At 49.1% G+C, this 26143-nt stretch carries 18 protein-coding genes and 1 tRNA gene; 4 read left to right on the plus strand and 15 right to left on the minus strand.

What is annotated here, in order from left to right; translation table 11 throughout:
• Positions 1–10: 10 nt before the first annotated feature.
• Positions 11–814 carry a formylglycine-generating enzyme family protein gene (locus ACY2RR_RS21245; RefSeq protein WP_490110197.1) on the minus strand — a complete coding sequence of 268 codons (804 nt, stop codon included), beginning with the start codon at positions 812–814 and terminating at the stop codon, positions 11–13.
• Between the two features lie 190 nt (positions 815–1004).
• On the opposite strand from ACY2RR_RS21245, the gene ACY2RR_RS21250 reads away from it, so the two are divergent.
• On the plus strand, positions 1005–2147 hold the full coding sequence (locus ACY2RR_RS21250; RefSeq protein ID WP_490110198.1) for a saccharopine dehydrogenase family protein: 1143 nt from the start codon (positions 1005–1007) through the stop codon (positions 2145–2147).
• On the plus strand, positions 2140–2613 hold the full coding sequence (locus ACY2RR_RS21255; RefSeq protein WP_490110199.1) for a DUF2269 family protein: 474 nt from the start codon (positions 2140–2142) through the stop codon (positions 2611–2613). Before ACY2RR_RS21250 ends, ACY2RR_RS21255 begins: the two co-directional genes overlap by 8 nt.
• 44 nt (positions 2614–2657) lie before the next feature.
• Here the strand turns inward: ACY2RR_RS21255 and ACY2RR_RS21260 are convergent, their stop codons facing one another.
• The 9 genes from ACY2RR_RS21260 to ACY2RR_RS21300 all read right to left on the minus strand — a co-directional run bounded on the left by ACY2RR_RS21260 (position 2658) and on the right by ACY2RR_RS21300 (position 16045).
• Positions 2658–5171, minus strand: coding sequence for a hypothetical protein (locus ACY2RR_RS21260; protein WP_490110200.1), 2514 nt, complete (start codon positions 5169–5171; stop codon positions 2658–2660).
• Between the two features lie 158 nt (positions 5172–5329).
• A complete protein-coding gene (locus ACY2RR_RS21265; RefSeq protein ID WP_490110201.1) occupies positions 5330–6622 on the minus strand; it encodes a glycine/betaine/sarcosine/D-proline family reductase selenoprotein B in 1293 nt (430 codons plus the stop codon).
• Between the two features lie 16 nt (positions 6623–6638).
• Positions 6639–7931, minus strand: coding sequence for a glycine/sarcosine/betaine reductase component B subunit (locus ACY2RR_RS21270; protein WP_490110202.1), 1293 nt, complete (start codon positions 7929–7931; stop codon positions 6639–6641).
• 145 nt (positions 7932–8076) lie between these two features.
• Entirely contained in the window at positions 8077–9240 is a 1164-nt protein-coding gene (grdD, locus tag ACY2RR_RS21275) for a glycine/sarcosine/betaine reductase complex component C subunit alpha (protein ID WP_490110203.1), read from the minus strand.
• A gap of 16 nt (positions 9241–9256) precedes the next feature.
• The gene (gene grdC / locus ACY2RR_RS21280) at positions 9257–10780 is read right to left on the minus strand and encodes a glycine/sarcosine/betaine reductase complex component C subunit beta (protein ID WP_490110204.1); all 1524 of its coding nucleotides are present in this window, start codon (positions 10778–10780) and stop codon (positions 9257–9259) included.
• Between the two features lie 302 nt (positions 10781–11082).
• Positions 11083–11532 carry a glycine/sarcosine/betaine reductase complex selenoprotein A gene (gene grdA / locus ACY2RR_RS21285; protein WP_281648127.1) on the minus strand — a complete coding sequence of 150 codons (450 nt, stop codon included), beginning with the start codon at positions 11530–11532 and terminating at the stop codon, positions 11083–11085.
• 201 nt (positions 11533–11733) lie between these two features.
• Positions 11734–12051: a thioredoxin TrxA gene (gene trxA, locus ACY2RR_RS21290; RefSeq protein WP_490110205.1), complete on the minus strand. Its 318-nt coding sequence runs from the start codon at positions 12049–12051 to the stop codon at positions 11734–11736.
• An 86-nt stretch (positions 12052–12137) separates the two neighbouring features.
• Positions 12138–13346 (minus strand): FAD-dependent oxidoreductase, encoded by a 1209-nt coding sequence (locus ACY2RR_RS21295; RefSeq protein ID WP_490110206.1) that lies wholly within the window; start codon positions 13344–13346, stop codon positions 12138–12140.
• A 578-nt stretch (positions 13347–13924) separates the two neighbouring features.
• Positions 13925–16045: a hypothetical protein gene (locus ACY2RR_RS21300; protein WP_490110207.1), complete on the minus strand. Its 2121-nt coding sequence runs from the start codon at positions 16043–16045 to the stop codon at positions 13925–13927.
• A 151-nt stretch (positions 16046–16196) separates the two neighbouring features.
• Between ACY2RR_RS21300 and ACY2RR_RS21305 the strand changes: the two genes are divergently transcribed.
• Positions 16197–17633, plus strand: coding sequence for a hypothetical protein (locus ACY2RR_RS21305; RefSeq protein ID WP_490110208.1), 1437 nt, complete (start codon positions 16197–16199; stop codon positions 17631–17633).
• Positions 17634–17676: 43 nt separating this feature from the next.
• Here ACY2RR_RS21305 and ACY2RR_RS21310 read toward each other — a convergent pair whose 3' ends face one another.
• The 4 genes from ACY2RR_RS21310 to ACY2RR_RS21325 all read right to left on the minus strand — a co-directional run bounded on the left by ACY2RR_RS21310 (position 17677) and on the right by ACY2RR_RS21325 (position 21543).
• Positions 17677–18096 carry a GrdX family protein gene (locus tag ACY2RR_RS21310; RefSeq protein ID WP_490110209.1) on the minus strand — a complete coding sequence of 140 codons (420 nt, stop codon included), beginning with the start codon at positions 18094–18096 and terminating at the stop codon, positions 17677–17679.
• Positions 18093–19901, minus strand: a complete 1809-nt coding sequence (selB, locus tag ACY2RR_RS21315) for a selenocysteine-specific translation elongation factor (RefSeq protein ID WP_490110210.1) — start codon at positions 19899–19901, stop codon at positions 18093–18095. The genes ACY2RR_RS21310 and selB overlap by 4 nt, the downstream gene beginning before the upstream one ends.
• Positions 19898–21280, minus strand: a complete 1383-nt coding sequence (gene selA, locus ACY2RR_RS21320) for an L-seryl-tRNA(Sec) selenium transferase (RefSeq protein WP_490110211.1) — start codon at positions 21278–21280, stop codon at positions 19898–19900. The genes selB and selA overlap by 4 nt, the downstream gene beginning before the upstream one ends.
• Positions 21281–21451: 171 nt before the next feature.
• Positions 21452–21543 (minus strand) — tRNA-Sec (locus ACY2RR_RS21325).
• A gap of 174 nt (positions 21544–21717) precedes the next feature.
• Between ACY2RR_RS21325 and ACY2RR_RS21330 the strand changes: the two genes are divergently transcribed.
• Positions 21718–22161 (plus strand): PPC domain-containing DNA-binding protein, encoded by a 444-nt coding sequence (locus tag ACY2RR_RS21330; RefSeq protein ID WP_490110212.1) that lies wholly within the window; start codon positions 21718–21720, stop codon positions 22159–22161.
• Positions 22162–22210: 49 nt separating this feature from the next.
• Here the strand turns inward: ACY2RR_RS21330 and ACY2RR_RS21335 are convergent, their stop codons facing one another.
• A complete protein-coding gene (locus ACY2RR_RS21335; protein ID WP_490110213.1) occupies positions 22211–25840 on the minus strand; it encodes a CBM96 family carbohydrate-binding protein in 3630 nt (1209 codons plus the stop codon).
• Between the last annotated feature and the right edge of the window lie 303 nt (positions 25841–26143).

Genomic DNA, 26143 nt, shown 5'->3' on the forward strand with positions numbered 1-26143 from the left:
CTCCTGAGGCTTATCTGGCACAGCGCACACCAATTGCAGGGCTTATATTGTTCGGGTAGTAAGGAAAACGACTGGTGACGCGCAGCTCGTAGCTGGAACGACCAAAAAAGTCACTGCCCCGTGTCGTTTTGTAGGTGCCATGTGCAGGCCCTTGGGGATTCTTCTCAGGACTGTTGTTGTAATATCTTTCGCCATACCAGTCGGCAGTCCACTCCCAGACATTGCCAGCCATATCCAAAGCACCGTAGGGGGAAGCTCCTTTTGGTTTCGAACCGACATTCATAACATTGCCGGTGCCACAACCGAGGTTTCCACCATATTCAGAATCCATCACTGCGAGGTCACAGGTCGGGTTCTGATTACCCCAAGGAAACTTCCGCCCGTCTGTTCCGCGCGCAGCTTTCTCCCATTCAGCTTCTGTAGGTAAACGCTTACCTTCAAATTCACAAAAAGTTTTGGCCTGATGCCAGGTCACACCATTAATCGGAAAATTCTCTACGCCTTTGCGGCCAAAGTTCATAGAACCCCCAATCGCAAGAGGTGTGCACTTTCCGGCATCAATACACTTTTGGTAGCGCCCAAAGGTCACTTCATACTTGTCTATCTGGTACTCATCCAGAAAAACCTTATGGGAAGTTTCGTCTTCAAGGTAATCACAGATATCGTCATTTGAGCTTTGGCAACCCATTGTGAAAGAGCCTGTTGGAACCTTTACCATTGCCCCATAATCGACAACATCTGCCACAGAAGTACCAGCAAGTGGCAGCAAGAACGCCACAAGCACAGCTTTTCGTTGTTTAAGAAAATGATTCATTACCCACCCCGTTTAAACATTTCCAGCACGCCATTTTTTCCAAGCTCAAAGTGGCTTATTGAGGTTGTATGGTAGGAGACGTGTAACTCTCAGGTTGTGTCTGGGATTGCTAAGTTTGCTTTCGACACAAGCCAATTGGAGCAATAACAGACATAATAAGTAAAACAACAATGAGTGAAGGACAGGGAGTATGTTCTGTATTCTGGTTCTGGGGGGCTACGGTAACTTTGGCAGGAAAATTGTTGAGAACCTGGCCTTGAAGAAAAACTGTCGTCTTCTTGTTGCCGGCCGTTCTCAAGAGAAAGCCCAAAGTTACTGCCATAAACTCTCTGCGAAAAAATTCATTGCCGCCCAGTTGGAAGCTGTCTCTATTGACTGCCAGTCTTCAGAGTTTTCCAATCAATTGAAAAAGCTATCGCCAGACTTGGTCATCCACACCGGTGGCCCGTTTCAAGGGCAGGGTTATTATGTACCCAAAGCTTGTATCGAAGCTGGAGCACATTACATAGATCTGGCCGATGACCGGCGTTTTGTTTGTGACATAAAAACATTGCAACAGCAGGCCACGTCAAAAAACGTTGCGGTTATTTCCGGAGCCAGTACTGTGCCCGGGCTTTCATCGGTTGTTATTGATCAGCTGTCCCAGGAATTTTCCAAACTAATAGACATAGATTTCGCCATAGCTCCTGGGAATCAGGCTGAGCGGGGCAAAGCAACTGTTGAAGCTATCCTCTCTTACACAGGACACCCCTTTTCTGTCTGGAAAGATAACCGCTGGCAGAAAGCCTGGGGATGGATGTCTCCCCGAAAACTTTCCTTCGGTCAAACACTGGGAAAACGCTGGCTGGCGGATATTAATATTCCTGACCTTGAGTTATTCCCTGAACGTTACCCTTCAGTGCAAAACGTACGCTTTCAGGCTGGTCTGGAGCTGGGGATCTTACATCTGGGAATGGTGATGATGGCTGGGGTTACACGCATTGGATTAATAAATAACTGGGCCCGATGGATTAACCCTATTTTCCAAAGCAGCCAATGGTTTCGCTCTTTGGGAACAGATAGCGGAGGTATGCGCATACAACTTAAGGGAACAGATCACGAAGGAAAACCTCTGACACTGTTGTGGACGCTAGTCGCAGAAAGCGGTGTCGGCCCCTACATCCCAACATTGCCTGCCGTCATTCTTGCCAAAAAACTTATGGGCAGAACTCTCAATACAGATTCTCTTAAAGGTTCTGCCATCCCCTGCCAGGGTTTATTTTCACTGGATGAATTTGATGCCGAAGCCTCTTTACACGGCATTACCCACTCTCTGGAGAGACGCTATGGATAGCTATTTCATCCTGAAATATCTTCATATCTTATCAGCTGTTGTGGTGACAGGAACCGGCGCCGGGATTGCTTTCTTTATGCTTATGGCCTGGCTTTCCAAAGATGTTCAGGCTTTGAAGGTGACTACCCGCCATGTAGTGCTGGCCGACTGGCTGTTTACTGCTCCAGCTGTTGTTACTCAGTTTATAACTGGTGTATTGCTGATGATACGCCTGGGGTATTCGTTTTCTTCCCTGTGGTTTTATTGGGTAATTGGATTGTTCTTGTTCATTGGTCTTTGCTGGATCCCAGTTATTATTTTGCAATATCGACTTCGTTCCCTAGCAGAGCAATCAGCACAAGACAATGTTATATCTCCAGTCTTTCATCGCTTAATGAAATATTGGGTCGCTCTGGGCATACCAGCTTTTACAGCCATTCTTGGCATTTTATGGCTGATGATCGCCAAACCATTTCCTGTCGTTTAAATGAAAAAAAACCGTTAGGGTAGTGCCTATGCCCCAGATGAGTTTTATTCAACACAACCCCTCTTAGCCGGAGGGGGGACATCAAGGTCATCAGGCTTGATGCGCTTGGAGCAAGACATACCGCCTTCAACATCTGAACCCACTCTCAAAGAAACAGATTCTTCGCTCTCTCTGCGATCAAGATCAAGGGTTTCCAGCTCACGCAGTGGATACTTTTGATGAAGAGTTTTTAATTCTCTGAAAATATCGGTTAGCCAGCGCAATTGCGGCAAACGGTAGTACTCCACTTGTTTCTTTGTATAGGGATTAAGCCCTCCTGACTGCTCAACAGTCTCGTCAAAAGCACTCTTCTCAAAGCAGCGGCCATTTTCATCATAAATAGGCTCCTCATATTCGTAAGCAGCTTTCATGGTTACCGGGCAGGTAAAGTTACAGCACAGATATTGAAGAAATTTTAAAGATGAAGAGCTGGAACCTGCAGCGGCTAGCTTTTTCGCCTCCACAAACAATTCACTAAGGAGCGGCATAGAAGCAAGTTCTACAGGCGCACCATTCATTGGATAGCCCGGGTTACTATCCAGCTCGCTCTTCTCATAGACATTCCCGTATCGGTCAAACACGGGGTGCTCTATCTCTGTAACTGTTTTTTTACTGATCGCACAACGAAAAGCCAGACAAGCCGCTTGCAGTAACCGTTCATTCGCGGCATATAAAACCTTCCCTGGCGCATGAACACTCTCATTGACAAAGGGAAAAACTGGCTCGATTCTGATATATTCATAGCCTCCCGTTCTAACCCGGGCAGACAGATCCAACAAGTTATCCTCTCCGCCTAACAAGAGGCGAACATGTTGTCCATCCATACCAGGCGTGCGGGCCACCCCCTGTTTGAAACTCAAAGTATCAGCCCACTCGGAACCTGCTTCCTGCCCCTCTGCAGTCCACTGCCCACGCCTGAAAGGAGAAAATATTCTGATACTGAAAAATTTCGGAAATAACGCCAGCAAGTCTTGCAGGTTCACCGAGTTATAATCATTTAAACTGACGTAAATAATTCTGACCGGATCTGAGGAAGATAGTGTTTTCCTCTCCCCCTCACTGTCAACATTATCAGACAGGCAACTGGTAAGACGCTCCCGAAATGAACACGAATCCGATCTGGCATAAGGAATAGTTAACATTCTCCCCAAAGCGCCCGCATAAATAAAAGCGACACATGTATAATCGCCATCAGGTACAGAAACGGAGCAAAACACCGGTTCACCGGAAGGCGGAAGAACCGGAGGTCGAAGCACGTAGAAAGCAGACCCCAGTTTTTTACCATCTTCAAGAATCATTTTCTCATAGCCAAAACCCAATTTGTGCCCGATCCCCAGGAAACCGAATTTGTTTGTCGTAGCTTCTCTAACATCTGCTCTAACATCTTCGTGATTAGAAGATGCTCTGGTAATATTTTCCACATAACGTTCATGGATGCCGGCTATAAAGGCATAGAACTCAAGATGTTTACGAATATATGCGGGGCGTCTGGACAGGCACTCACAGGCGAAGGGAGGAAATGCATAAACCATATTACGAGTGTTTGTATAATTTACGCCATGCAACAGTCGGTATGCAAAACTGACCCAGGCAATATTTTTTGCAAGGTCAACCTGCCAGGCATCTTTCTTCTGAGTAGAGAAGATACATCTGGGAATAATTCCCCAGGATTCGATTTCAGCATTTTTTTCATTCCAGCAGGCAAGGTTTTCCGTCCACTTTACAGCCCGCCACTTATTACTAAAGAAAGGGCCAACGTCATCACCAATACCAGCGTTACTGTCTTGTTCTTTGGCTAAAGCTCCCCACCAATGAGCTGGGGTCATTATTTTCAGTCTGCGTAATACCTCGCTATTCTGCCACTGGTTTGATGCTTTCTCCCCTTCCTTTTTATTATCTTCGGTACGTAACTCAACAATACGCGCCAATAGTTTTTTTAGGGCTAGATGCAGCTCATCACCTAAATCAATCTTCAGCTGGCAATCGTTAAAAGTCACATTAGGGCGGTTCACAAGATTGCTGGAAATAAGGGCGTAAAGAGCAAGTAGTTCTTCAAACGAGGCTTGACCAGTCAATCGCCTATTAATTGCTTCCGCAAATACGGCCTGTTGAGAACTATCTAAACGCTCATACTGACTCTCTTCGACCTGCCAGATGGCTTTCGGGAGGTGGAAGTCAGTTAATGTGAATTCACTAAGCTCCTCTCGTTCCATTACAACACTGAAATCCAGTAGTCTGCTCACATCCGCATCTATTGAACTATGGCTCACCTCGATGAAACTATTCAGCTCAAAACCGCCTACCCCTGCACTATTATGTACAGGCTGTATCCGGTAATCCTGAGCCCTTCCCTGTGTAACCTCATTTCCCCTTGTCTGAAGGCCAGATGTTGCAGTTCCCTCATGAGCTTGGACATCCCTGCCATTACTGTCGGAAAGGTTTGCTGTGGTGGATGCAGAGGAATCTTCCCCAGATACCCCTGCCCAATACAGTACTGAAGAGAGCACTCTTCGAAGCATCACCTACCACCCTAAAGTAAAAAAATAATATTGGAGTTACTATTTTTTATCCTGTGGCATTTGTCTCTGACAATTGGGTTAGCAGTGATCTACAAAAAAGCCCGCCCGGTATAAACCGGGCGGGCTTTTGCTTCAAAGAGAGCCTCTGAAAAACTGTCTTAGAATACAGTCTGTTCAGAAATATCGGTGGTCAGGGTGTCAAGGGCTTTAACAACCATCTCACGACGAACCAGCTTCTCTTCTTCCTTATCCATCTTAGGATCGCCCAGAGGATGAGGAATAGCGATTGCAGGAACGATACGGTTCGCGCCTACAGTCTGGGAGATAGGTACTACTGTAGCGATGTGAACTACGGGCATTACTTTCTCAATTTCTTTAACGAGCGTTGCACCGCAACGCGTGCAAGTGCCTCAGGTAGAGGTCAGGATGGCGGCGGAAACCCCGGCATCCAGCAGCTTCTGAGCGATTTCTGCACCGAACTTCTTGGAGTTGGATACGGAAGTACCGTTACCAACAGTGGTGTAGAACATGTTGTGCAGAGAACCGATGTAGCCTTCTTTCTCCAGGTCACGCAGAACGTCAACTGGCAGAACAACGTCGGAGTTCTCGTTACACTTCACAGGGTCGTAGCCGCCGTGTGCAGTTTCGTGAGTCTCTTCAGTCAGATCGAAGACGCCTTCGATGGAGTACTCACCGTACTTCTGAGCGGAGGAAGATTCGATGTGATCTGGGTTGCCCTTAGGTACAACACCACCGGAAGTTACCAGAGCGATCTTGGCATCTTTCAGGGAAGCCAGAGCTTTGAAAGGTTCTACACGGTCGAATACAGGCATTGGGTATTCAGTGGTGAACTCTTCGCCAGCCAGCTTGGAGATCAGCATGTCTACAGCACGAGCTGCGCCACGCTTCTCAGCAAACATGTTCACACGCAGGTTACGAGACATGTAACCTTCTTCTGCAGGCATGCCCAGCTTGCCGTTCTTCTCAACGTAGGAGGAGATCAGAGCAGCCATGTTAGGCAGAGCGGAACGCATGTCAGCAGCGCTGTTCTTGGTTTCAACCATGTAAGCAGTCTGCTTGTACAGATCGTAACCTGGGTTTTCTGGGTACATGCCGGAGATGCAAGTGATGCCCTTTTCGGCAGCCAGCTTACCAACACGGCCACAGGCCACACCGTAACGGCCAGCGTTGAACGCAGGACCGGCAACGATCAGGTCAGGCTTAACCTGGTCGATGATCTCAGCGATGCCCATAACGGCAACGCCTTCGTTTTCGTTGAAGTAGCTATCACCACAGATGATGGTGTTAACGATTTCAGCTTTGTCGCCCAGCAGGTTGTTCAGCGCGCCGCCAGGACCAACAGGACCTTCTACCAGCTCGATCGGATGGTTAGCAGCTTCTTCGCCGCCCTTCTGTCCGAAGAACTGGTTAATGTAATGAAGAATACGCATTTTCGTAATCTCTCCCTTAGCCCTGACGTGCAGTCAGGTTGTGGAAACCAAGCTCGTTAGTAGCACCAGTGATAGCCTGGATTTCGATGCTGATAGAACCGTCTGCACGCAGAGAGCCTTCAGTACCACCGGCGATCATGTCTACATAGGTGTCGTGACCAATCAGACGCTCCATTGCTGGCAGCTCGATGATCATGTTCGCGTTACCGTTGGAGATAACAGCGTCACCCTTAGGAGTGGAGTCAGCCAGAGACTGAGACTCGCCCTGGTTACCGGCGTATTCGTCGGTCAGCAGAACAGTCTTGATGCCAGCAGCTTCCAGCTTGTTGCAGTTCATAACCAGGTCAGCGTCTGGGTTACCGAAGCCTTCTTCGGAAACGATCGCTGCATCCCAGCCCTGCTGAACAGCCAGCTTGGCTACCCAGTTGGAAGAACGCTCTTTGTCGGCCAGGGTTACGTTTTCGTTGGTTACGATAACGCCCATGAAGTTGTACTTCTTGCCGTGCTGCTCGTACAGCTCGTGGATAACCGGGCTGTTCTGGTGAACCAGGGATGGGTTCTTGTCACAGGCAGATACACAGTTACCGGAGAAGATTGCGCCGTCCATAACCTCAGTTGGGTACAGGATGGTTGGAACAATGTTCTTCACGTCAACACCGTACAGGTAGGTGTCGTGCAGCAGGCCTTGGGACTGCAGCATGTAAACGTAACCAACTTTAGGCAGGTCAGGGTACTGAGCAGCCTGTTGCAGAGTTGGCAGAGTTTCGTAAGTCTTGGTTTCGTCTGCAGTAGCAGTCTTAGCCAGCTCACCAACCTTACGTGCAGTTTCCAGACCTACGGTACGCAGGATCTGTTCGTGATCGTACTGGTTGCAGGACTCTTCAACTTCGCAGGTGATAACCAGGTTCTGAGTCTTGGAGAACGGAGTGTATTCAGCGCCAGTACCAGACATGTCGATGATGCCTTCCTGGAAGCCAACAACCTTACCGGTTGTCATAACAGTCATGCCCTTCAGGACGTGAGTGCGGCCTTCACCAACAATATCGTTCTCGCCAGCGTTACGGCCAGGGAAGATGCTGCCCTTGCCTTCAACTTTTACGCGAGGCTCAATAACGTCTTTCACCGGCATGATACGAGTAGCTTCGCCTGGAAGGGCGATGTCAAGCTTCACTTCGGTGATACGGTGATCGATTTCACGGATAAAGCCGGTCAGGGCTTCCTTATCGATCTCGACACGGTGTCCACTCAGAGCGCTTTCGTTGCCGAACGCAAGCTCCTTAACGTGGATGTATCCAACTTCGAGTTTCACTGATTGTACTCCAGTCTAAAAACCCAGTCGTGTAATTAGCCGTAAGCCCGGTCCCTTTCACACAAAGGGTGAATTCACAGCTAGCCATAAAAATCGGAACATGCGGTTTCAGAACTCTTACCCAGCGCTGAAACCGCAGTTTCTATCAGATAAAACCTGCAGCCTTCAGGGCTTCTGCAGCTTTTTCTTTTGCGTCACCGGCAATCATTACGATTGGTCCGGTGCAGCCCATGCCGGTCTTGGCAAAAATGCCAGCTTTCCAGCACGCTTCTTTCGCGTCTTCGATATCCAGGATATCGATGCCGCCAATATCGGCGTCAGTCACAGTTTCGGCAGGAGCAACAACTTCTTCCTTCGGAGCGTTGTCAATCTTTGGAGCCAGACCAGCCAGAATGTCATCCAGACCAGCTTTCTTGGCCGCAGCCAGCTCAGCCTTGAAGGTGTTGACCACATCACCGTTTGCACAGTCAGCGATCAGCTCCATAGCGCCAGCAACAACAGGCGCACCGGAAGCGCGGGAGATAATACCCACCAGACGTTCCTGACCTTCGCCCAGACCCGGGCCGTAACCCTGGCCGGAAGCCTCGTAGCTGCCACCAGTGGTGAAGGAGGAGAACACCTTCATCATCAGGTTGCCGGTCAGAGAATCGGTCACCATCACATCGGGAACGCCCTGCAGCAGATCGTTACCGCGCATCAGAGCGCCACCATCTGCACGGGCAGATTCGGTGAACTGCATTTCGTAGCCATTCTCAATCAGTTGACGCAGGGAGCGTTCAACCTGAGCAGCGTTGTCTACGTTCAGAATGCCGACTGTTGGCTTCTCGATGCCGCTGGCTTTAGCCAGAGCAATACCGGAGATTGCGTTCTTCACCATGGCAGCAGGACGCAGAGTGTCGCTGGTACCAGTCGTAGTGGCGATGATCATCTCGCGGCCGGTTGCAGGAGTCACAACCTTGCCCACTGTGCTTACGCCCAGAGGGAAGCCGTAGTGCATGGCTACACAGCCATCCAGTTCACCACTGTCGAGCATTTTTTCCATCAGCAGATGGCCATCGTTCATGCACTCAACTTTGTGCAGTTCGAATGGAGCCTCTTCCGCGTCACCGATCAGAACCGGTTCAACGCGACCGCTGCGGGCAGCCAGAGTCGCGGCACGAATCAGTTCATCGTTGCCGTGTTCGCTGCCGATCAGGGTCAGGCCGATACGGGCCTTGCGCTTGAAGCTGCCACCGAGCAGGCCATCGGCCATGTCGGAGAACGCTTCGCTCAACGCCTGCTTCATAGGTGAAGGGTTTAATTCAGACATAGTCGTCTCCCTTGTCTTATTCAGACTCAGTCAGACGAGCAGCTACGTCCTGCATGGCCTGAGCCACCAGACGACGAGCTTCGTCCTTATCGAAGCCTGCAGACTCCTGAACGCCAGGGTTCTTCTCAACCACAACGGAGATACCGTCGAACAGGTTGGTCATACGACCCAGGAACAGGGAACCTTTACCAACGATCATGCAGCTGTTGATGTCACCATTCATGATCGCGTCACGACCGTGACCCAGGTAAGGAACACCGGATGGGATGTGACCTTGAGTCAGGGCGAAACCAGGCATGCCGTGGTTCTTAACGAAGTTCATCAGCTCTTTACGTTCCAGCTGACCTTCTTTAACGGCCAGAGCAGCGATCATCTTGTAGTTCGCTTCAGGAACATCACCGGCGCCGGCTGGCTTGGTGATTTCAGGGTTCTGCATTTCTACAGAGTAACGATCGATATCAGTGATAGTGCGACCGTTGCGCTTCAGAGGCTCGGACACCAGAGCAGTGGTTACTGCCTGAGGAGAGGAACCAGCGCCAATGTTCAGACGACCGATGATGTCGGTGTTTACGATTGGGCTAATGCCGTCGTTTTCAGAAACAACGAATGCGAAACCAGCCAGAGCGTCTTCCAGCACAGGCATGTCTTTAGCCATGTGCTCACGGCTGTTCATAGCCAGCTTGGCAACAGCGCCACCGGCAACAACCAGAACATTCTTGAACGCGCCGCCCTTAACTAGAGCTGCAGCGTGAATCAGGGAGTGAGCAGGAGCAGCACAGAAACCACGCAGGTCGGAACCAGTTGCGGAAGCGCAGCCACACATTTCACCGATAGCTTTCGCGAAGTTACCACCGCCACGCTGGTTGATGTCACCGCAAGCTTCTTCGGAACATTCGATGATGTAATCGATTTCAGTCAGGTCAACGCCCTGAGCTTCCAGCATCAGTGCTGCGTGAACACCAGTGGCCTTAACGGTCAGGTTTTCCAGCATGATGTGGGCAGACAGGTTCTCATCTTCGTCGTGAGCCTGCTTAACGATACCTACCAGCTCGCCGTTCATCTTCAGCGGCTCAGCTTTGTGCTCTTCCAGCATGGCGTGCATGTCAACTGCGGACATTGCCTTCTCAGCGTCCAGAGTGTAACGCTTCAGCTGTGGGTGAGCGGCCAGCTTAGGGTTGGCCATTTCGATGAATTCAGGGGTCAGGGACACCAGATCGAAAGCATCAGAAGCCTTCAGCAGAGCGTAAAACTCTTCCTGAGGCATGATGTCGCCATAACGACCAGTGCGTTCTGCAGCGGCTGCGTCCTTGAACCATGGCTGAGCAGTTTCACCCAGTTGTTCAGGGGTAATGTTGCCGATGTAGCACTGATTGGGTGGATAGTTCACGACTTCGTCAAAAGAACGCAGACCGTTTTTCAGAGCAGCAAAGTACTCCTGGTCGTTACGCGCTTTGGCGGTTGTCGGTGTAGAACCGAAAGGAATAAAGTCTGGGGTATGGGCAAGTGTATAACTCGCCGCTTTCACAACTGCAAAACTCACGTTTGATACTCCGTGACGCTAAGCTTGAAAAGAAAGGGCCGTACGAACTGTTTTGGAACAATACCCTGACGCACCTAAGAACAATCTATTCAGAGCAATCCATTCAAGAATCGTCTCAAGGTACTGTCTGAAAACAGCGTTAAGCTCTTTAACGTTTCACTGTGAAACGTTTAACTGTGAAAGTTGTAGAAGGAGCCTGTTGCCAGACTCCCAAGGGAATCAGCAGAAACTTTCCTTTGGTTTTCAATCATTCCTGTTGCCAGGTTTGATTTAAAACCGGGTCAGTTTCTGCTGGCTGACCCTTAACCGCGGAACTGAGACATCTCAGAGGCGATTTCTTCAACTGGAAGTACCATTTCCATCATGCCGACTTGTTCTTCGTACACGTCGGAATTGACAACTTCCTTAACTGCTTCTTCGGTAATGTGGTAGACGGAGAGTCCCAACTGGACTCCGGCTAACGGACCGGCAAAAGTCGGATCACCTGCAGTCACGGTTTCAGCAGCAAGGCCGGAAGCTTCGGCTTCTGCGCCACCGAGAACAACCACTACGTTCTCGTTACCGTGAGTTTCTGCGAGGTCTTTAATCCGCTTCTGGTTTTCCAGATCCATTGCGCCTGCGGAAGTTCAAACGAAGCATTCTGTGGTGGAGAACACAACGTCAGCACCAGCGGTCTTTACACATTCTTCAATGGCAGGACCAGGTACGCCGTCGCGATCGCCCAGAATGACAACTTTCTTGTCTTTCAACATGGCTAATGCTCTTAGCGAGTTAAAGTTTGGTAATCAAAATTGATTACCCCCAAAAGATTTCCATATAAGCCTATGGAGGCTGATTCATTCCGAATCAATAATCACCGATTCCTTCCGGCAATAATCTGGCTTATTAACTCTTTAACTAATTAATTGCTTAATAAATCAAGTAGCTAACAAGCCTGAATTCTTAACAACTGATTAGCAGTAAGCTTTAACAGTGTTTTCGATTTCTTCGATGGTCAGCTCTTCGCCAGACAGGTGCTCTTTCTTTTCACCCTTTTCGAAGAAAACGATAGAAGGCAGACCCATAACGCCCTGGCCCATTGCCAGACGACGGTTACCTTTGATGTTCAGTTTGGCGAACTTGATTTTGCCGTCGTACTTTTCAGACAGAGCAACAACGTCAGGCATCAGTTCCAGGCAGCGACCACAGGTCTCACCCCAGAAATCAACCATTACTACGCCTTCAAAATCTTTAACTTCAGCGTCAAAGTTTTCTTTAGTAATCTCAAGCATGTCACACACCTTTCAGCACATTCATTTGAGAAACACAACCCTTTCAGGAGGGAGAGGAAAAGAGCTGTGCTCTCGAAAACCTTTTATTAAGCCAGCTGGCTCAGTTCTTCCGCAGAAGGACGAACCACACGCTTGGTTTCCTGTCCTTTGCTGAAGCGTACAACTGTAGGAATCTGTTCTACGTTGTAACGACCGGAGATGTTCTGACTCTTGTAGGTGTCGATAGTCACCAGAGGCAGTTCACTCTCTTTGCAGAACTTCTCCAGTTCAGGCATCAGAGCAATGCCGTCCTGATCCAGAGGGTTCCAGAACATAACCGCTACATCCTTGTCAGCTTCCAGAACACGCTCCTGCCAGTTCTCTTCTTCCTGCATGTAACGCTCGGAAGCTACGGCAGCGATGGCGCCGTCAGCAGCAGCAGTGACAACCTGACGCAGGAACTTGTCGTTGACGTCACCAGCGCCGAATACGCCTGGTACGTTGGTGGCCATCTGGTCGTCGACCTTGATGTAACCGCCCTTGGCCAGTTCAACAGTGCCTTCCAGGAAGTCAGTGTTAGGCACGGTGCCTACGAACATGAATACGCCGTCACATTCGATTTCGCTGATTTCGCCAGTCTTCAGGTTCTTAACCTTCACACCGTTAACCAGATCTTCGCCGCAGATTTCTTCAACAGTGGAGTTCCACACGAAGTCAATCTTGTCGTTAGCGAAAGCTTGTTCCTGAGCAGTACGGTCAGCATCCAGAATGCCTTCGTCGTGCAGCACAATCATCTTGATGCTGTTAACAAACTTGGTCAGGAATACGGATTCTTCAACCGCAGTGTTGCCGGAACCAACAACTACGATATCCAGTTCTTCAAAGAAGTCCGCATCGCAGGTTGCGCAGTAGGAAACACCTTTGGAAGTGAACTCACGCTCACCTTTGATGCCCAGAACACGTGGCTGTGCGCCAGTGGCAACAATTACGCTCTTAGCGCGCAGGGTTTCACCTTCTTTGGTGGTTACCTGCTTGATGAAGCCGTTGTCTTCAACTTTGATGCCGTCTACTGTGCCGCGCTTGAACTCTACGCCGAAACGCTCACAGTGATTGCGGAAGGCACCCATAATATCTGGGCCAGTGGCCTGATCGATACCAGGGTAGTTTTCCAGCTCGTTGGTCTTGGCTGCCTGACCGCCGGTTTTGGCGCTGGCTTCCAGAACAACTGTACTCATCTTACCGCGTGCGCAGTAAATGCCGGCAGACAAACCACCTGCACCACCGCCGACAATAACAACATCAAGAATGTCAGACATGACTGCTCCGTCAAATCAATTCATCGCAGGCAAAAGCAACTTGAATCAACGCTCAACACACTGTTGATTACTGAACCGTGCTTTGTGGAGCCGGTTTATTTTTGCCTATGTTTCGTTGGAAGCAATCATGCTCCTGTTCAGATCGACAAATATTGATTTAGAGCAAATTCTGTTTGTCTTTGCGGTAGATACGCAATCAAAACTGACGTTTAGTAGACAAAAAGCACCTACAAACCCTTCATTGAATTTGAATAACGTTATCTCGATTTATTAAACAACCACTCATTTTTAACAAAGCAAAAAAAGTTAACGTTTTTCTTAAAGATACACTTTCAATGCATTTACAGAACAATGACAATTAACGTTTAAAGCACACACACTGAAGACAAAAAACAAACGCTTTAATTATTTCAGTAAAAAAAACCGCGAAATGTCTGTTTTTATTAAATACTGCTAACAATCAACATCAAAAGCGTATTAATCAATCATATTTTATACAGTTCGTAGATTAACAACCCTGATTTGGGACGCCTGCTCAAAAAAACCGCCAGCAAGTGCTGGCGGTTTTATAAGGTCAGTTACATCTCATCGTCACTTGATCCGTGCTCAGACTCCTTGTCCTCATCAGAGTCCCTACCACCATCACGATACCCATCAGCCTCTAACTCTGTTCTGGGCTTCTTCGTTAACGGCTTACCTTCATCGTCTGAGCCCCCACCAGAATCTCTTTCTTCCTCACCTCCAGAATGTGGTTGCTGCCACTGCGAGAGAGGTGGTGATGTAGGCGAAGATGAATCTCTATCTTCTTCATCACCCTCTTCCTCGTCTTCAACATTGATGTTCACATCTGATGCTGGTGAGAGTGAAGGTGGTGTATGAGGTGCTGGCGATGGCGATCCATGGCTAACTAATGGAGGAGGCATCAACAAATGTTGAGGACTTCTTTCCTCCTTAGAGCTTACAGGGTGTTTCTGGAAAGAAGCCATTGCTTCCCCCCCCATATCAACAAAACCATCATGCCAGGCTTCTCCCGACAGCCCTTTGAAAAGATCAGCAGGAAGGGTGCTGGCTTCCTCTTCAGAAATAACAGATGCAGCAACAGGCAAAAGGCTGGTATTCACAGCAACATCACTTTGGTGAACAACAATCAGAGGACAATATTGCCCACCCTTACAAACGGGTATAGCTTTCGCCTGCCTGAGCATTGCACTGTCTGGCGAATTCACTGATGAGTGACTTGAGAGGTACACTGCAGAGATATGATCTACCCGCTCTTTCGGCAAAGTCACCGCTATCGTTTTGAAATCTGTTACTCCTGGTTCACCAGCAAAGTGAATATGTATTCTGTATTGCCAGCTTTGTATTGGAGCCTCCCCAAATTTTATTGGTAACGTCACCTTCCCCTCAGAAACACTTACCTCGTAAAATTCACCGGACTCATAATCGAACCCCAACCCTTCAACTAAAGGAGTGACATATACCTGCGCAGTTCTTCCATCAAAGGTTGCTCCCTGAGCTAAATCTATAGACAGCTCCGAGTCATCATCAACCTGGGCAAATATCGAATTTAGCTTCTGCCACTTCACCAAGTCCCCTTCCAGGTATTCCTTTGTTAACACAAACCCTTCCGTGTCTCCCCCACCATCGGGCTCTTCCTCCTCTTCCGGCAGGGTATCTTCATCAACCTTCCAGTTCAGATCCTTCAGCTTTTCTATAACCTGGGCAAAAACAGCGTCGTACCGGGCTTTACTGACACAGACATATTGAGGGGGCTTTCTTATCCCCTCTACAGGTTCACCATCATCAGTGACCATTAAACTGAAGCCTGCCGCATCAGCTTTTTCTTTATTCTCCCTGAGTAGTTGGAATACCTTTCCTCCCAAACCTGCTTGTCGCTGATACACCTTTTCCTGGTGGCCAGACACATCCAACACCAATACCTTTTGATTCTGGGACTCCCGCAAAGCTTTGAGTTGGTCTGTTTCTTTTGCTGTTGGCGGAGCAGGTGGTGAACTAGAGGGGCCACTTTCCTCTTCACCCGATATAGACAGGCTTTGCCTGAAGCTCTCCTCCAAAGAAGCCAACTCGTGATTTATTTCTTCAGGTAACGAGGCAAGAGTAAGATTAAAGCTCTTAATACCGACCGGGGTTTGCTCTCTGGTCAGGTAGTAAAAAGTCACGCTGTAGTGGGTGGCGAAACTATGGGCAAAATCTGCCAGAGGAATCTCAACTACAACCCCTCCATCGCGAGTGGTAACAAATCTTCTGGATATATATTCCCCTCTCAGTCTTACTTCCCCCCGATAGGGGTTTATGGCAACACCAAAGGTTACTCCCATCTGGTTAAGCACCTTCCGCTTCGGCCCGTTATTGACTGTAAACCTTAGGTAATCTTCATGACTGGAGATCACCATATCGTCCAGCCCGCTTAAATCACCAAACAACCAGTCTCTGGCTTCCAACGGGCTTGAAATATCTGCTTTCTGGATAACAGTCGCTCGCCCACTGTCAATTGCGTCTTTTGAGCTGTCAGGGGCCTGCTGCAACATTATCTGCAACAGTTCATCATCAGCGAGGGGAGGGACAACCCCCGCTCCGCCCTTGGCCAGCACATGATGAGAGTGAATAAAGCAGGCAACAAAAAGAAATAGCAAAGCCTGCCGCAAGGTATGCAAACAGAACATAAGAAGGGAACTCAAAGATAAGAAGTCATCCAATATAGATGAAGGATTTACCTGTGTTAGAAATTCTTACTCTGTCGTACAGATAACCAGAGTGTTAGAGGCCTGCATCTCTGAGCACATGCTTTTGTCTAAAAACTTCAACAGTTAACAGATGGCAGGTATAGCTATGGCTTATTCAGGACCTGGGGGACACCCACCCCATTCACACCCACCAAGGCCTGCGGGAGGCTACCCACCACCAGGAATGCTCCCGCCTCATCATTCTGGAGGGTATCCACCACCTTCAAGCTCAATGGGAGGTCATGATGTTCAAGTTGCGGTTTGGCAAAGCCAACTTTCACGGTTACAACAAAGCCAAAGTCAGCTTCAACAAGCTCAGCATAACTGTGACGAGAAGCAACGCCACATATCCTATCTGGAAAACTGTATTAACAAGGTTTATGGACACTATGGCGCTCCAATACCCAACGGTTACTCAGATCACTATCTGGTAGAATTCCTTAAACAGCAGAGTGAAAGAATGCTGAACAGCTGGCCTCCAATTGTCTGCCGGATTGCTGACCAGCTCTCCACTGAAGTCCCCTACAGTTCATCAGATGTGCAAATCCCTCTGGATACAACTCAAGGCACAGTATCTACACCATTTAGGATTACCCTTTCATCACCCACTGTGACTACCCCACTACAAATGCATAAAGACCTCTCTAGAATACGCGCACAAAGAGCCGTACTCTTTTCCTGCCTCAACAAGGTGGCAGAACTTTGCGGCATCCCGACCAAACAATACTACACAGAACAGGATGCCTCTGAACTTGCCACAAGCGCTCAAGAGAAATTTGCAGACAAGAGTGAGCAAATGGCACTGATCGAGTGCCTTAAGGAAGTTTACAGGCACCATGATTACACCCCACCGGATGCCTTCTCTCTTGAAACCATTCAAAACTTACTTGGTGCTCTGGACGATGAAGAAAAGGGAATTCGTGAACAGGAAGAGAAAGCGCAGCAAGATCTTGAAGAAGAGCTTGAAAAGTTGAAACAACAACTGGGAGAAACTCAGGAAGAGTTTGAAACACTAAAAACACAGCAGGGAGAAATTCAGGAAGAGCTCGATAAAGCCCTTACATCCAACGATGAACTTGAAGCTGCAAATGGCATTTTACGAACCAAAGTTGAAGAGCTCGAAGAAGAGCTAGAGAGCGGCTTCCAAAGAGAATTGTCACCTGTCAGTAGTTCGGGAGCTTCCTACGACAGTTCTGATGAAGAGCCTATCCCTTCCCTCAAAACGCCAGTCGTAGAACCTACTGTTCCAACCTCATCCCGAGGCCGACCATTAAAGCCAACACCTCTATACCTTGAATCTTTGGCAGATTCTCCCGCCCACAAGGAGCGGAAACGAAAACTTAAGTCCGAAGAGGAACAATTCCGCGCCCCCCAAACCTCTGAAGAAGGGGCAAAAATTAAAAGGAAGAGGAGTCCAAAAGTAGGCGGAACCAGAAGATACAAGAACACAGGTTGGTCTGGGCAGGAAAGTCAGGCTCGAGCAAGACGCAGAAGAAAAGAACGAGAAAGGCAGGCTCAACTAGCTGCAGCAAATACACAATAACCAATTGATAGCCCGGATAATCTTCCGGGCTACACAATTATCATTACGCCATTGCAGCAGGCAGAGTGCCAATACCTTGAATAGAACTCAAACCAGACAACAGCAGCTGCCCATCAATCACCTGAAAATCCTGCAAAGTTTGTTCAGGATAATTCCGCTTATAAGTTTTAGCGTTCACCATAATGGTGTAGCGCTCCAGCGCGCTCTCGATAATTTCCAGAGACTTCATATCCAACCCGGAACCGCTGATATCAATAGCGACTGAACGGTAAGGGCTTTCGCCTGGCTTCACACTGCCAGCCAGTGGATGGGTAATCAGCTTCGCGCCGCTGTGAACCCGGTTACGCACAGCTTTCAGCACATCTTCGTAACCTTCGCAGGTTTCCTGCTGAAAACGGGATAGCTTTTCACCAACCTTCGGGTTGTTGGTAACAATCAGCAAATCTTGGGCAGTATTTCTCATGCGGCGGCAGCCTCCTGCTCTTTCACTTCCGGCAATTTGATAACTATGCGGTCTGAGTCGTTACGCTTCACCCAGCCGTCTCTTTCCATACGATTGAGTACTGGTATCAGGTATTTACGGCTCAGGCCGGTTCGATCCTTGGCATGGGCAACGGCAAAGCTGTCGTTCAGGGAAAGTGAGCGCAAAATATCGGCCACAGCCTGATCAAAAACTTCTTTGGCGTAATAAATCTGGTCTTCCATGGGCACGATAAAGCCCAGATGCACCAGGTTACGCAGTTCTTTCTGGCCACCCGGAACCTGAGTTTTGGATGATTGCAGGCCTTCTTTGCCAGCCTCACGAATCATTTTCAGAAGCTGTTGGCCTTTGTCGTTCAGATCATCTTCTGAAGAACCACCACCCAGAACCCAGGCACCGCCGGACATATGCACGACATTGTCCTTCTTAAGTTTCTGCAGCAACTGATCCATGACTGCTTGTTCAATACCCAGTTTACTGCCCAGTTCCGGGCCACTCAGGGCAGTGCCTTCATTTTTCAAAGTACTTTGAATCTGTTCCAGCGCATTTTTATGGAAACTGTGGCTGACCAGCCAGCCGCCCATATCCACACAACTTTCGGAATCGATACCATCACAGTTATTGAGCGCGTCCCGATGAATATAACCGTGGAAATCCAGGCTCAGCTGCAAACGATCCTGTTCAGTTAATTCTTCCGGCAGAGTTTCCAGCAGTTCATATAAAGCTGCACGACGATGAGCAGGTACGCCACCATTCCAGATCACTCGGCCACTGAACAGCAGATCACTGCCACCGTGACGAATCACCACAAACGGTTGGTTCCAGAAAGCAGTCACCTTATCTGTGAGAACCAGACGAGCGAGGCGAGTGCCACGAATGTGATGCAACCGTGCCAGTGAGTGAGCACTACCTAAAGCAACTTCCACTTCCCGGTTGTTACGGCCTTCAACAAAACCATCTGCTAAGCGAACTATCACCTGTTCGCAAACCATGGCATCCGCAGGGTTCTTGACCAGACAGTGGCCACGCTCCAGCTCTTTTTTGGTAATCCCTTTAAGGCCAACCGCCACACGGGAAACCGCACCGACTTCATCCAGGGATTTATGGCCGGACTGCAACGCTTTTACCTGTACCTGTTTTCCGGCAGGCATAACTGTCATTTTGTCGCCCATCTGAATCGGGCCTTCGGTCAAACTGCCGGTAACAACAGTACCGATACCATTCACGGTAAACACTCGGTCCAGATAAACGCGGGCACCGTTGTCTTCTAACCGCTCTTCCATACGGTTCAGGTGACGCAGAATGGTTTTCTTCAACTGTGGAATATTGTCGCCGGTCAGAGCCGATACACAGATGGATTCTGGAATATCGCCGGTGATTTCCATCACTCGCTCCAGAATATCTTCTTCCACAAGCTCCAGAGTTTCCGCGTCAACAGCATCTGACTTGTTGATAACCACCAGCAGATTTTTGATGCCCATGGCATGAATCACGTTTAAGTGATCATTGGTCATAGGCATCCAGCCTTCGTCGGCCGCCACTACCAGCAACACCATATCCAGACTCCAGACGCCGGATACCATGTTACGGATATAACGTTCGTGACCGGGAACATCGATGACCCCAACCACTTCTTCGTTGTCACCCTCAAAGTGGGCGAAACCAAGGTCGAGGGTCATGCCCAGCTTCTGCTCTTTCGGGCGGGCAGTCATAATGCCGGTCAGAGCTTTAATCAGTGCCGTTTTACCATGGTCAACATGGCCGGCGGTTCCTATAACGGCTCTCATTGGGTGGATTCCAACAGGTAATTGGTTAACTGACGGGCAACCGTGTCGCGATCTTCCGGAAGAATAGTGGCGAGATTAATCCGCACTTTGTCGTTACGGATTACAGCGATCATTGGAACCTCCAATTCCCGCAACTCATCCAGTATTTTGTTGGCTGGCTTATTGAGGTTCAGCTCCAGAGACCAGGAAGGGTAATATTCATCGGGCAGCGTTCCGCCGCCAACAACCAGCTGATCTTCAAACAGTGAAACTCTGTCGCCCCATTCTGGCAGCAGCTGCTCAGCCCATTGATGGTTGGCTTCCAGATTCAATTGTGCCCGTTCGGCAATACCGCGGCCGCTGTCTTCACCATTCAGTTTGCGAACCAGCAGCTCTTCCAGCAGAGAATAAATAATGCGACTGGGGCGGAAAGCCCGCATCATCGGGTTCTTTTCCAGACGCTTTACCAGATCTTTATCACCGCAGATAATGCCTGCCTGCGGGCCGCCAAGAATCTTGTCTCCGGAGAAGCACACCAGATGAGCGCCCTGACGCAGATAACGATCGGCAGGCACTTCTTCTTTAGAGAAGGTTTCTGTCACCAGACCGGAACCCTGATCCACCGCCAGCAGAACATGCTCCGGTAAACGACGGGCAACTTCTTTAATATCAGCGGATTCGGTAAAACCGCGAATGGCAAAGTTGGAACGGTGCACCATTAATACCAGAGCGGTATCTTCGGTAATGGCATCTATATAGTCGTCAGCAGTGGTGATATTGCTGGTACCCACTTCCACCATCTTCGCGCCCGCCATACGCATAATGTCGGGAATACGGAAGCCGCCGCCAATCTGAATCTGCTCACCACGGGAAACAATCACTTCTTTACCGGCGGCCAGTTCATTCAGCAGCAGCCAGACAGAAGACGCATTGTTATTCACAACCATGGCGTCTTCTGCGCCGGTGAGCGCGCTCACCAGATGATTCACCAGACCTTTGCGTTCACCGCGCTTGCCTTTGGCCAGACTGATTTCCAGGTTGTTATAACCTGTATTGAGTTCAGTAACGGCATCCCAGACATCAGGACTGATAGGAGAACGGCCAAGGTTGGTATGAATAACAGTACCAGTGGCGTTGATAACCCGGTTCTGGCGAGTGCGAATTAATTTCTGGCAGGAGAAGAGAATATCGGCTTCGAGTTGAGCCTGCTCTTTATCATCGGTAATAAAGCGGCGCTGTTTACGATAACTGTCTAATACCCGGCGTATAACATCAGTTACCAGTGGGCGACTTAATCGCGCGATCGCGTTTTCTAAAAAGGAAGATTCCAGCAGCTGGCCGACTTGAGGGAAACGTGGCCTCGCGCCTGCACCTTTTGCGTCTTTCTTGCCTGCTTCCATAACGGGCCCTAAACGAGGTTCTGGCCCCGGCAAAGGCCGCAGACATGCAATATGGGCAAGTGCCGGTGCACATTGTGCATTGAATCCTGAAATTTTTCAGGATTCAGAAACTACAAAGGCCGGAACTTGTTATTAAGAATTAATAACCAGAACCAGCCTTGGTATGAAATTTGGCGGAAGAGGCAGGAATCGAACCTGCCAGAGCCTCTACGGCTCACGTCGGTTTTGAAGACCGGGAGGGCCACCAGACCCCATCTGCTTCCGAAGCGATGGGTGCATGATACTGGCAATTTGCTGACAAAACATTGGAACTTTCACAGATTGACGACACCTGCTGCGAAGCGTATTTTTAAGGGTTTTTATTGAACAAAACATTCAAAATTTATTTATCTAATCTACTTTATTTGAATTAATACCATCACGCCGAGATGAATCAAATGAGTCGTTCTACAAAACACTCAACCAAAAGTTCATTACATTGCCATGTAATACGACTGCTACCGGGTGAAGACCTTCTTGATTCAATAAAAGCCTTTCTAAAACAAGAGAAGATAGAAGCAGGTTGTCTTTTAAGTTGCGCTGGCAGCCTGAACCCAGCTGCTCTCAGACTTTCCGATCACAAAACCGGTACAGCTTACAAAGAGCCGCTGGAAATTGTTTCCTTGTCTGGAACACTGTCAGTTAATGGTTGCCACCTGCATATGGCGATAGCCAATGGGAAGGGAGAAGTTTTTGGCGGGCATGTACTCCCCGGCAGCAAGGTGTACACAACTGCGGAGCTTGTGATTGGTGTTATGCCTGAGCTGGCCTTTTACCGCACTCCCTGCTCTTTGTCCGGTTATAACGAACTAACTATTAAAAGCTGCCATGAAAACGATTAAAGGCCTGAGCTGTGAACAGGACAGACCTTTAATACAGAGAGATTGAAGGTTACTTCACTTCAAACGGTTCAAAAATCACTGTCTGGGTAAAGTCATAGGCCTTCTTGTTACCTGCCTTATCGTACAGGGTCATTTCCGTCAGACCCCAGGTGCCAGGCGCTGAACCCTTAGGCAGCGTGGTCTTGGCAGTGTACTTCTTCCATTTGGTGGGATCGCCTTTAAAGAACAGAGTATGAGTGTTCTCGTGGTAGGCGTAGAAGAAGTGGTTTACGCCCTGCGGATCACGCAGGTTGTAAGACACTGTATCCAGACCGGACTTGTCATCCCGTACCCAGTAGTTCAGTACAACATTGGTTTCCCCATCAGGGTTATCCGAATTGGTTGGCGTACCCTTGATAGAGATGCAACGCTCATCACCACTGCTGCAAGGTTGGATGTTCATCTCTACCGGCTTGCTGTCTGGATTGCCATTGCTGTTATCCAGGAATACCTTCGGAGAAGACTCACGGCTGTGATGACTGTCAGAGAACTGAGCGCCGCCACGGTTCAGGGCACGGTCCTTCATGCTCAGGTGAGCCACACGGTAGGTACCGGTGCGGTAGTACTCAGTGGTCAGGAACTGGGTCTGGCACTGGCCATCAACAATACCGGACACATTCTTACTGAAGCTGCCGTACTGATCAAAAGAGTAAGTCTTGTAATCATCAGACGCAGTACGGGTAAAGCAAGGATTGCTTGGGTCCATACGCACATCCTCGTCTACATCCCAGCGAGCTGTCAGTTCACGAACCATGCGGCAGTTGGACTGACCTTCACAGCTATCAACATTCAGGTTGCCAGACTTCTTGCCATTACTCACACGGATAGCAAACGGCTCACTCAAATCCAGAGACAGAGAGTTAGCCACATACTTCGGTGCAACAGTGTCTTCATCCGGGTTGTTGATAAACATCTGCCAGCCGTAATCGGTATTACGCTGGAAACGCTCATTACCCAAAGGATCGGTCACAGCAATCTGCGCTGGTGCCCACCAGCCATTCTTGGCGGTGTTAGGAATAGTCAGCGTGCCACGCAGCTTGCTGGAAATACGGCCACCTACAGGGTAGAAATACAGATCCTTAAAGGTGCCGGCTTCACTGAAGATACGGGTAAAGGCACTGGAGGCACCTTCCAGGCAGGACTCTTTCGAGCAGCCATTGGTGGTGTGCAGTTCCAGATCGATAGTTACACGCTTATCCTGGTTAGCAGCACCATCCACCTTGATCTCTACGCGCTTGATCTTGCCCGGATATACATAGTCCGGATGCAGGTTCAGCACTTCGAAAGTCAGGTCAGGACGAATTTCCTGCAGGTACATAATGCCAGCCATCAGACGGTCACGAATAAATTCGTACTTACCTGGGGCACGGGAGCGCAGCTTGTCTGGATTCAGCAGGAAGTAAGAGATACTTTCTGCCAGATCTTCGTTCGGGTTTTTCAGCTGAGCATAGGCTGATACGAAGTTGGTCGTCTTCTTGGCAGACCAGCCGGAAGGATCATACACACTGGCATTCAGAGTATCCGGGTTGAAGCCAGAGTCGTGAGTACCATCCTTACCGCCGTCTTCGCTGTAAGGAGCATCATCAAGATGATCCGCTTCCTGGCCATCCAGACGGAACCAGCCAGACAGTTTGATCCACTCTTCTTTCTGCTCAGGTGTTACCACGTAGTGCCACAGGAAGTGAGCTTTCTCGTGCAGAACCAGTCGCTGCATATGCTCCAGGCTCGCACCCTTGAAGGCCTTTTCCATAAACTCGATGTAACCCGCACCCGGCCAGGCGACAGCAGGGGCACCAGGATAAAGCGGATGATCATGGCCGTTGGCACGACGGAACAGGTACTTCAGACCTTTCTTGTTATCCGCACCACCGCGAATCACGTGCATACCGGTAGGCATCTCTTCGAACTGGTTGATAACAATCAACACTTCTTCAGGAGAGAAGGACTGCCAGGCAGAGGCATTGCGATCCACATCGGTCACCGCAATATTGCGGTAAACATTCGAGAGATTGGAGTAACGGCTGTTCTTGCGGGTATCGATGGTGACACCGAAACGCTTCTCCAGAATGTAGTTCGCCTTCTGCATATCGTGACCACCATTGGTAATCTTGCGAACTACAGCGTGATGCAGGCGCTTGGAGAAGTAACGGCCCTTACGGCCTTCGATTGTAGCAATAGCTGGTTCAGCATAAGTGAAAGCGGCCGTCGCCAAAGTCACGTTCTCACCGTTAACCTTGATGTCGTTATCAACTTCACCAGTACTGAGTTTCCATACGGTTTTGCTGACTTCGTCGCCCTTGCAGGGCAGCCCCAAAACAGAAGCCTTATCGTAGCAGTGCTTCTGCGGTACCTGACGGAAGGTTTCCAGCAGCCGGTAAGCGTGGGCCTGAGTCCAGGGCAGATTACCGGTGTCGTCCAGCACTACCCGATAATCCCGGAACAGCATCTGGGCAGCAGCAATATTAGGGATCTCTTTTTCCTGGCCGTGAACCGTAACCTTGATTGGCTTATTCACCGCAGAAGAGTATTCCAGACCACTGACACTCTTGTTCTCGCCTTCCCACACATAGTGGTAGCGACCATTCACATCAGGAGTAGGCTCTTCACTCAGGGAAATATCAATGGATTCTGAGCCAGGCTTCTGGGTGGTTACACCTTTCTGACGCAGGCCATCCGCTTCAACCTTGATGGTGTATTCAACATCCGGGTTGAGGTTGTAGAAACCATAGGCTTGACCAACAACTGGCACAGTGTGCAACTCGCCACCACCACTGGCCGTCACGTAGGCACTATCTATGGTCAAGCCGGAAACTGTGCCGGTAATAGAAGCATTGGCGACAACCGGCTGTTCAGGTTGAACCGGCTCAGGCGTTGGCTCTGGTTGCGGTTGTGGCTGAACACTGCCGTTATCAACAACAGGAAGAACAGGCTCTACAGGAGTTACTGGTGCTTCTGGTTGTGGCTCAGGTTGTACCGGCTGAGGCTCCGGAGCAATTACAACTTCGGTACCGGTAGAAGGTGCTGCCGGTGTTGTTACCGGAGTCTCTTCTGGAGCAGGTTCAGCAACTTCTTTCTTGGCGATAACCAGCTGAGGAGCCTTGCTGCCATATTCACTACTGTAAAATGCAACCGCAGTCTTGCGCTGCTGCTTAAGGTTTTGAACCAGAAGGTTCAACTGCCCCGCTGCACCACCAACAACAAGATTTGTCACATCGACTTCAACCCAGTTGTTAACCTGGTGAGGGCTTAGACTCAAACTAGCTCCCTTAACACCAAAGTTAGCAGCAGGAGCGCTTTTCCAGTTGATACTCGAAGCAAGAGTGCCGTTAACCGGGTGAATATCCAGACTTACAGTTCTCCTGATCCTATTGGGGTATAAGCGCAGAGTTGCTTTTTCAACCTGTGCGCCCTCTACGCTTTTTAAATCAAAAGTGAGGAAGGACTTTCTGTCAAAGTCATCATTTACAGAATTGCTCACCACCAGCTTTTTTTTCTGCTGATAGGTGTTTTCAGCTTTAACACCCCCCTGTATATAGGTATCAAAGCTGGGTGGAACCACGAGGGCAGTAGCACTGCCGGCAGCCAGAGCAGATGCTCCAAGGGCAACCGCCAGCAACTGCCTTTTGCATGGAAGAGGCATTATTTTTATTTCTCCTTGAGTCACAGCAAAGCCAACCAAAAGCCTTCGATACAGCAACGAAGGCCGGCTAACCAACAGGCAAAACAAACTTTAGAAACACACAGATGAAGCCTTACGCTGCGCAGATTACCGAAGGCATTTAAATCAAGGAGTGACAAAAATCACAAATCAAAAAATGGTAGTTGGCGTTTATTCAACAAGGAGAATCAAGTCACAAACTGAAAAACAAAAATTAATCAATAAATATCCGTATCAATTTAAAAAACAAAAATCACAGAAAATAAAATGATTAGGCACACATGC

This window comes from Parendozoicomonas sp. 2304DJ65-17 (genome assembly GCF_058148445.1).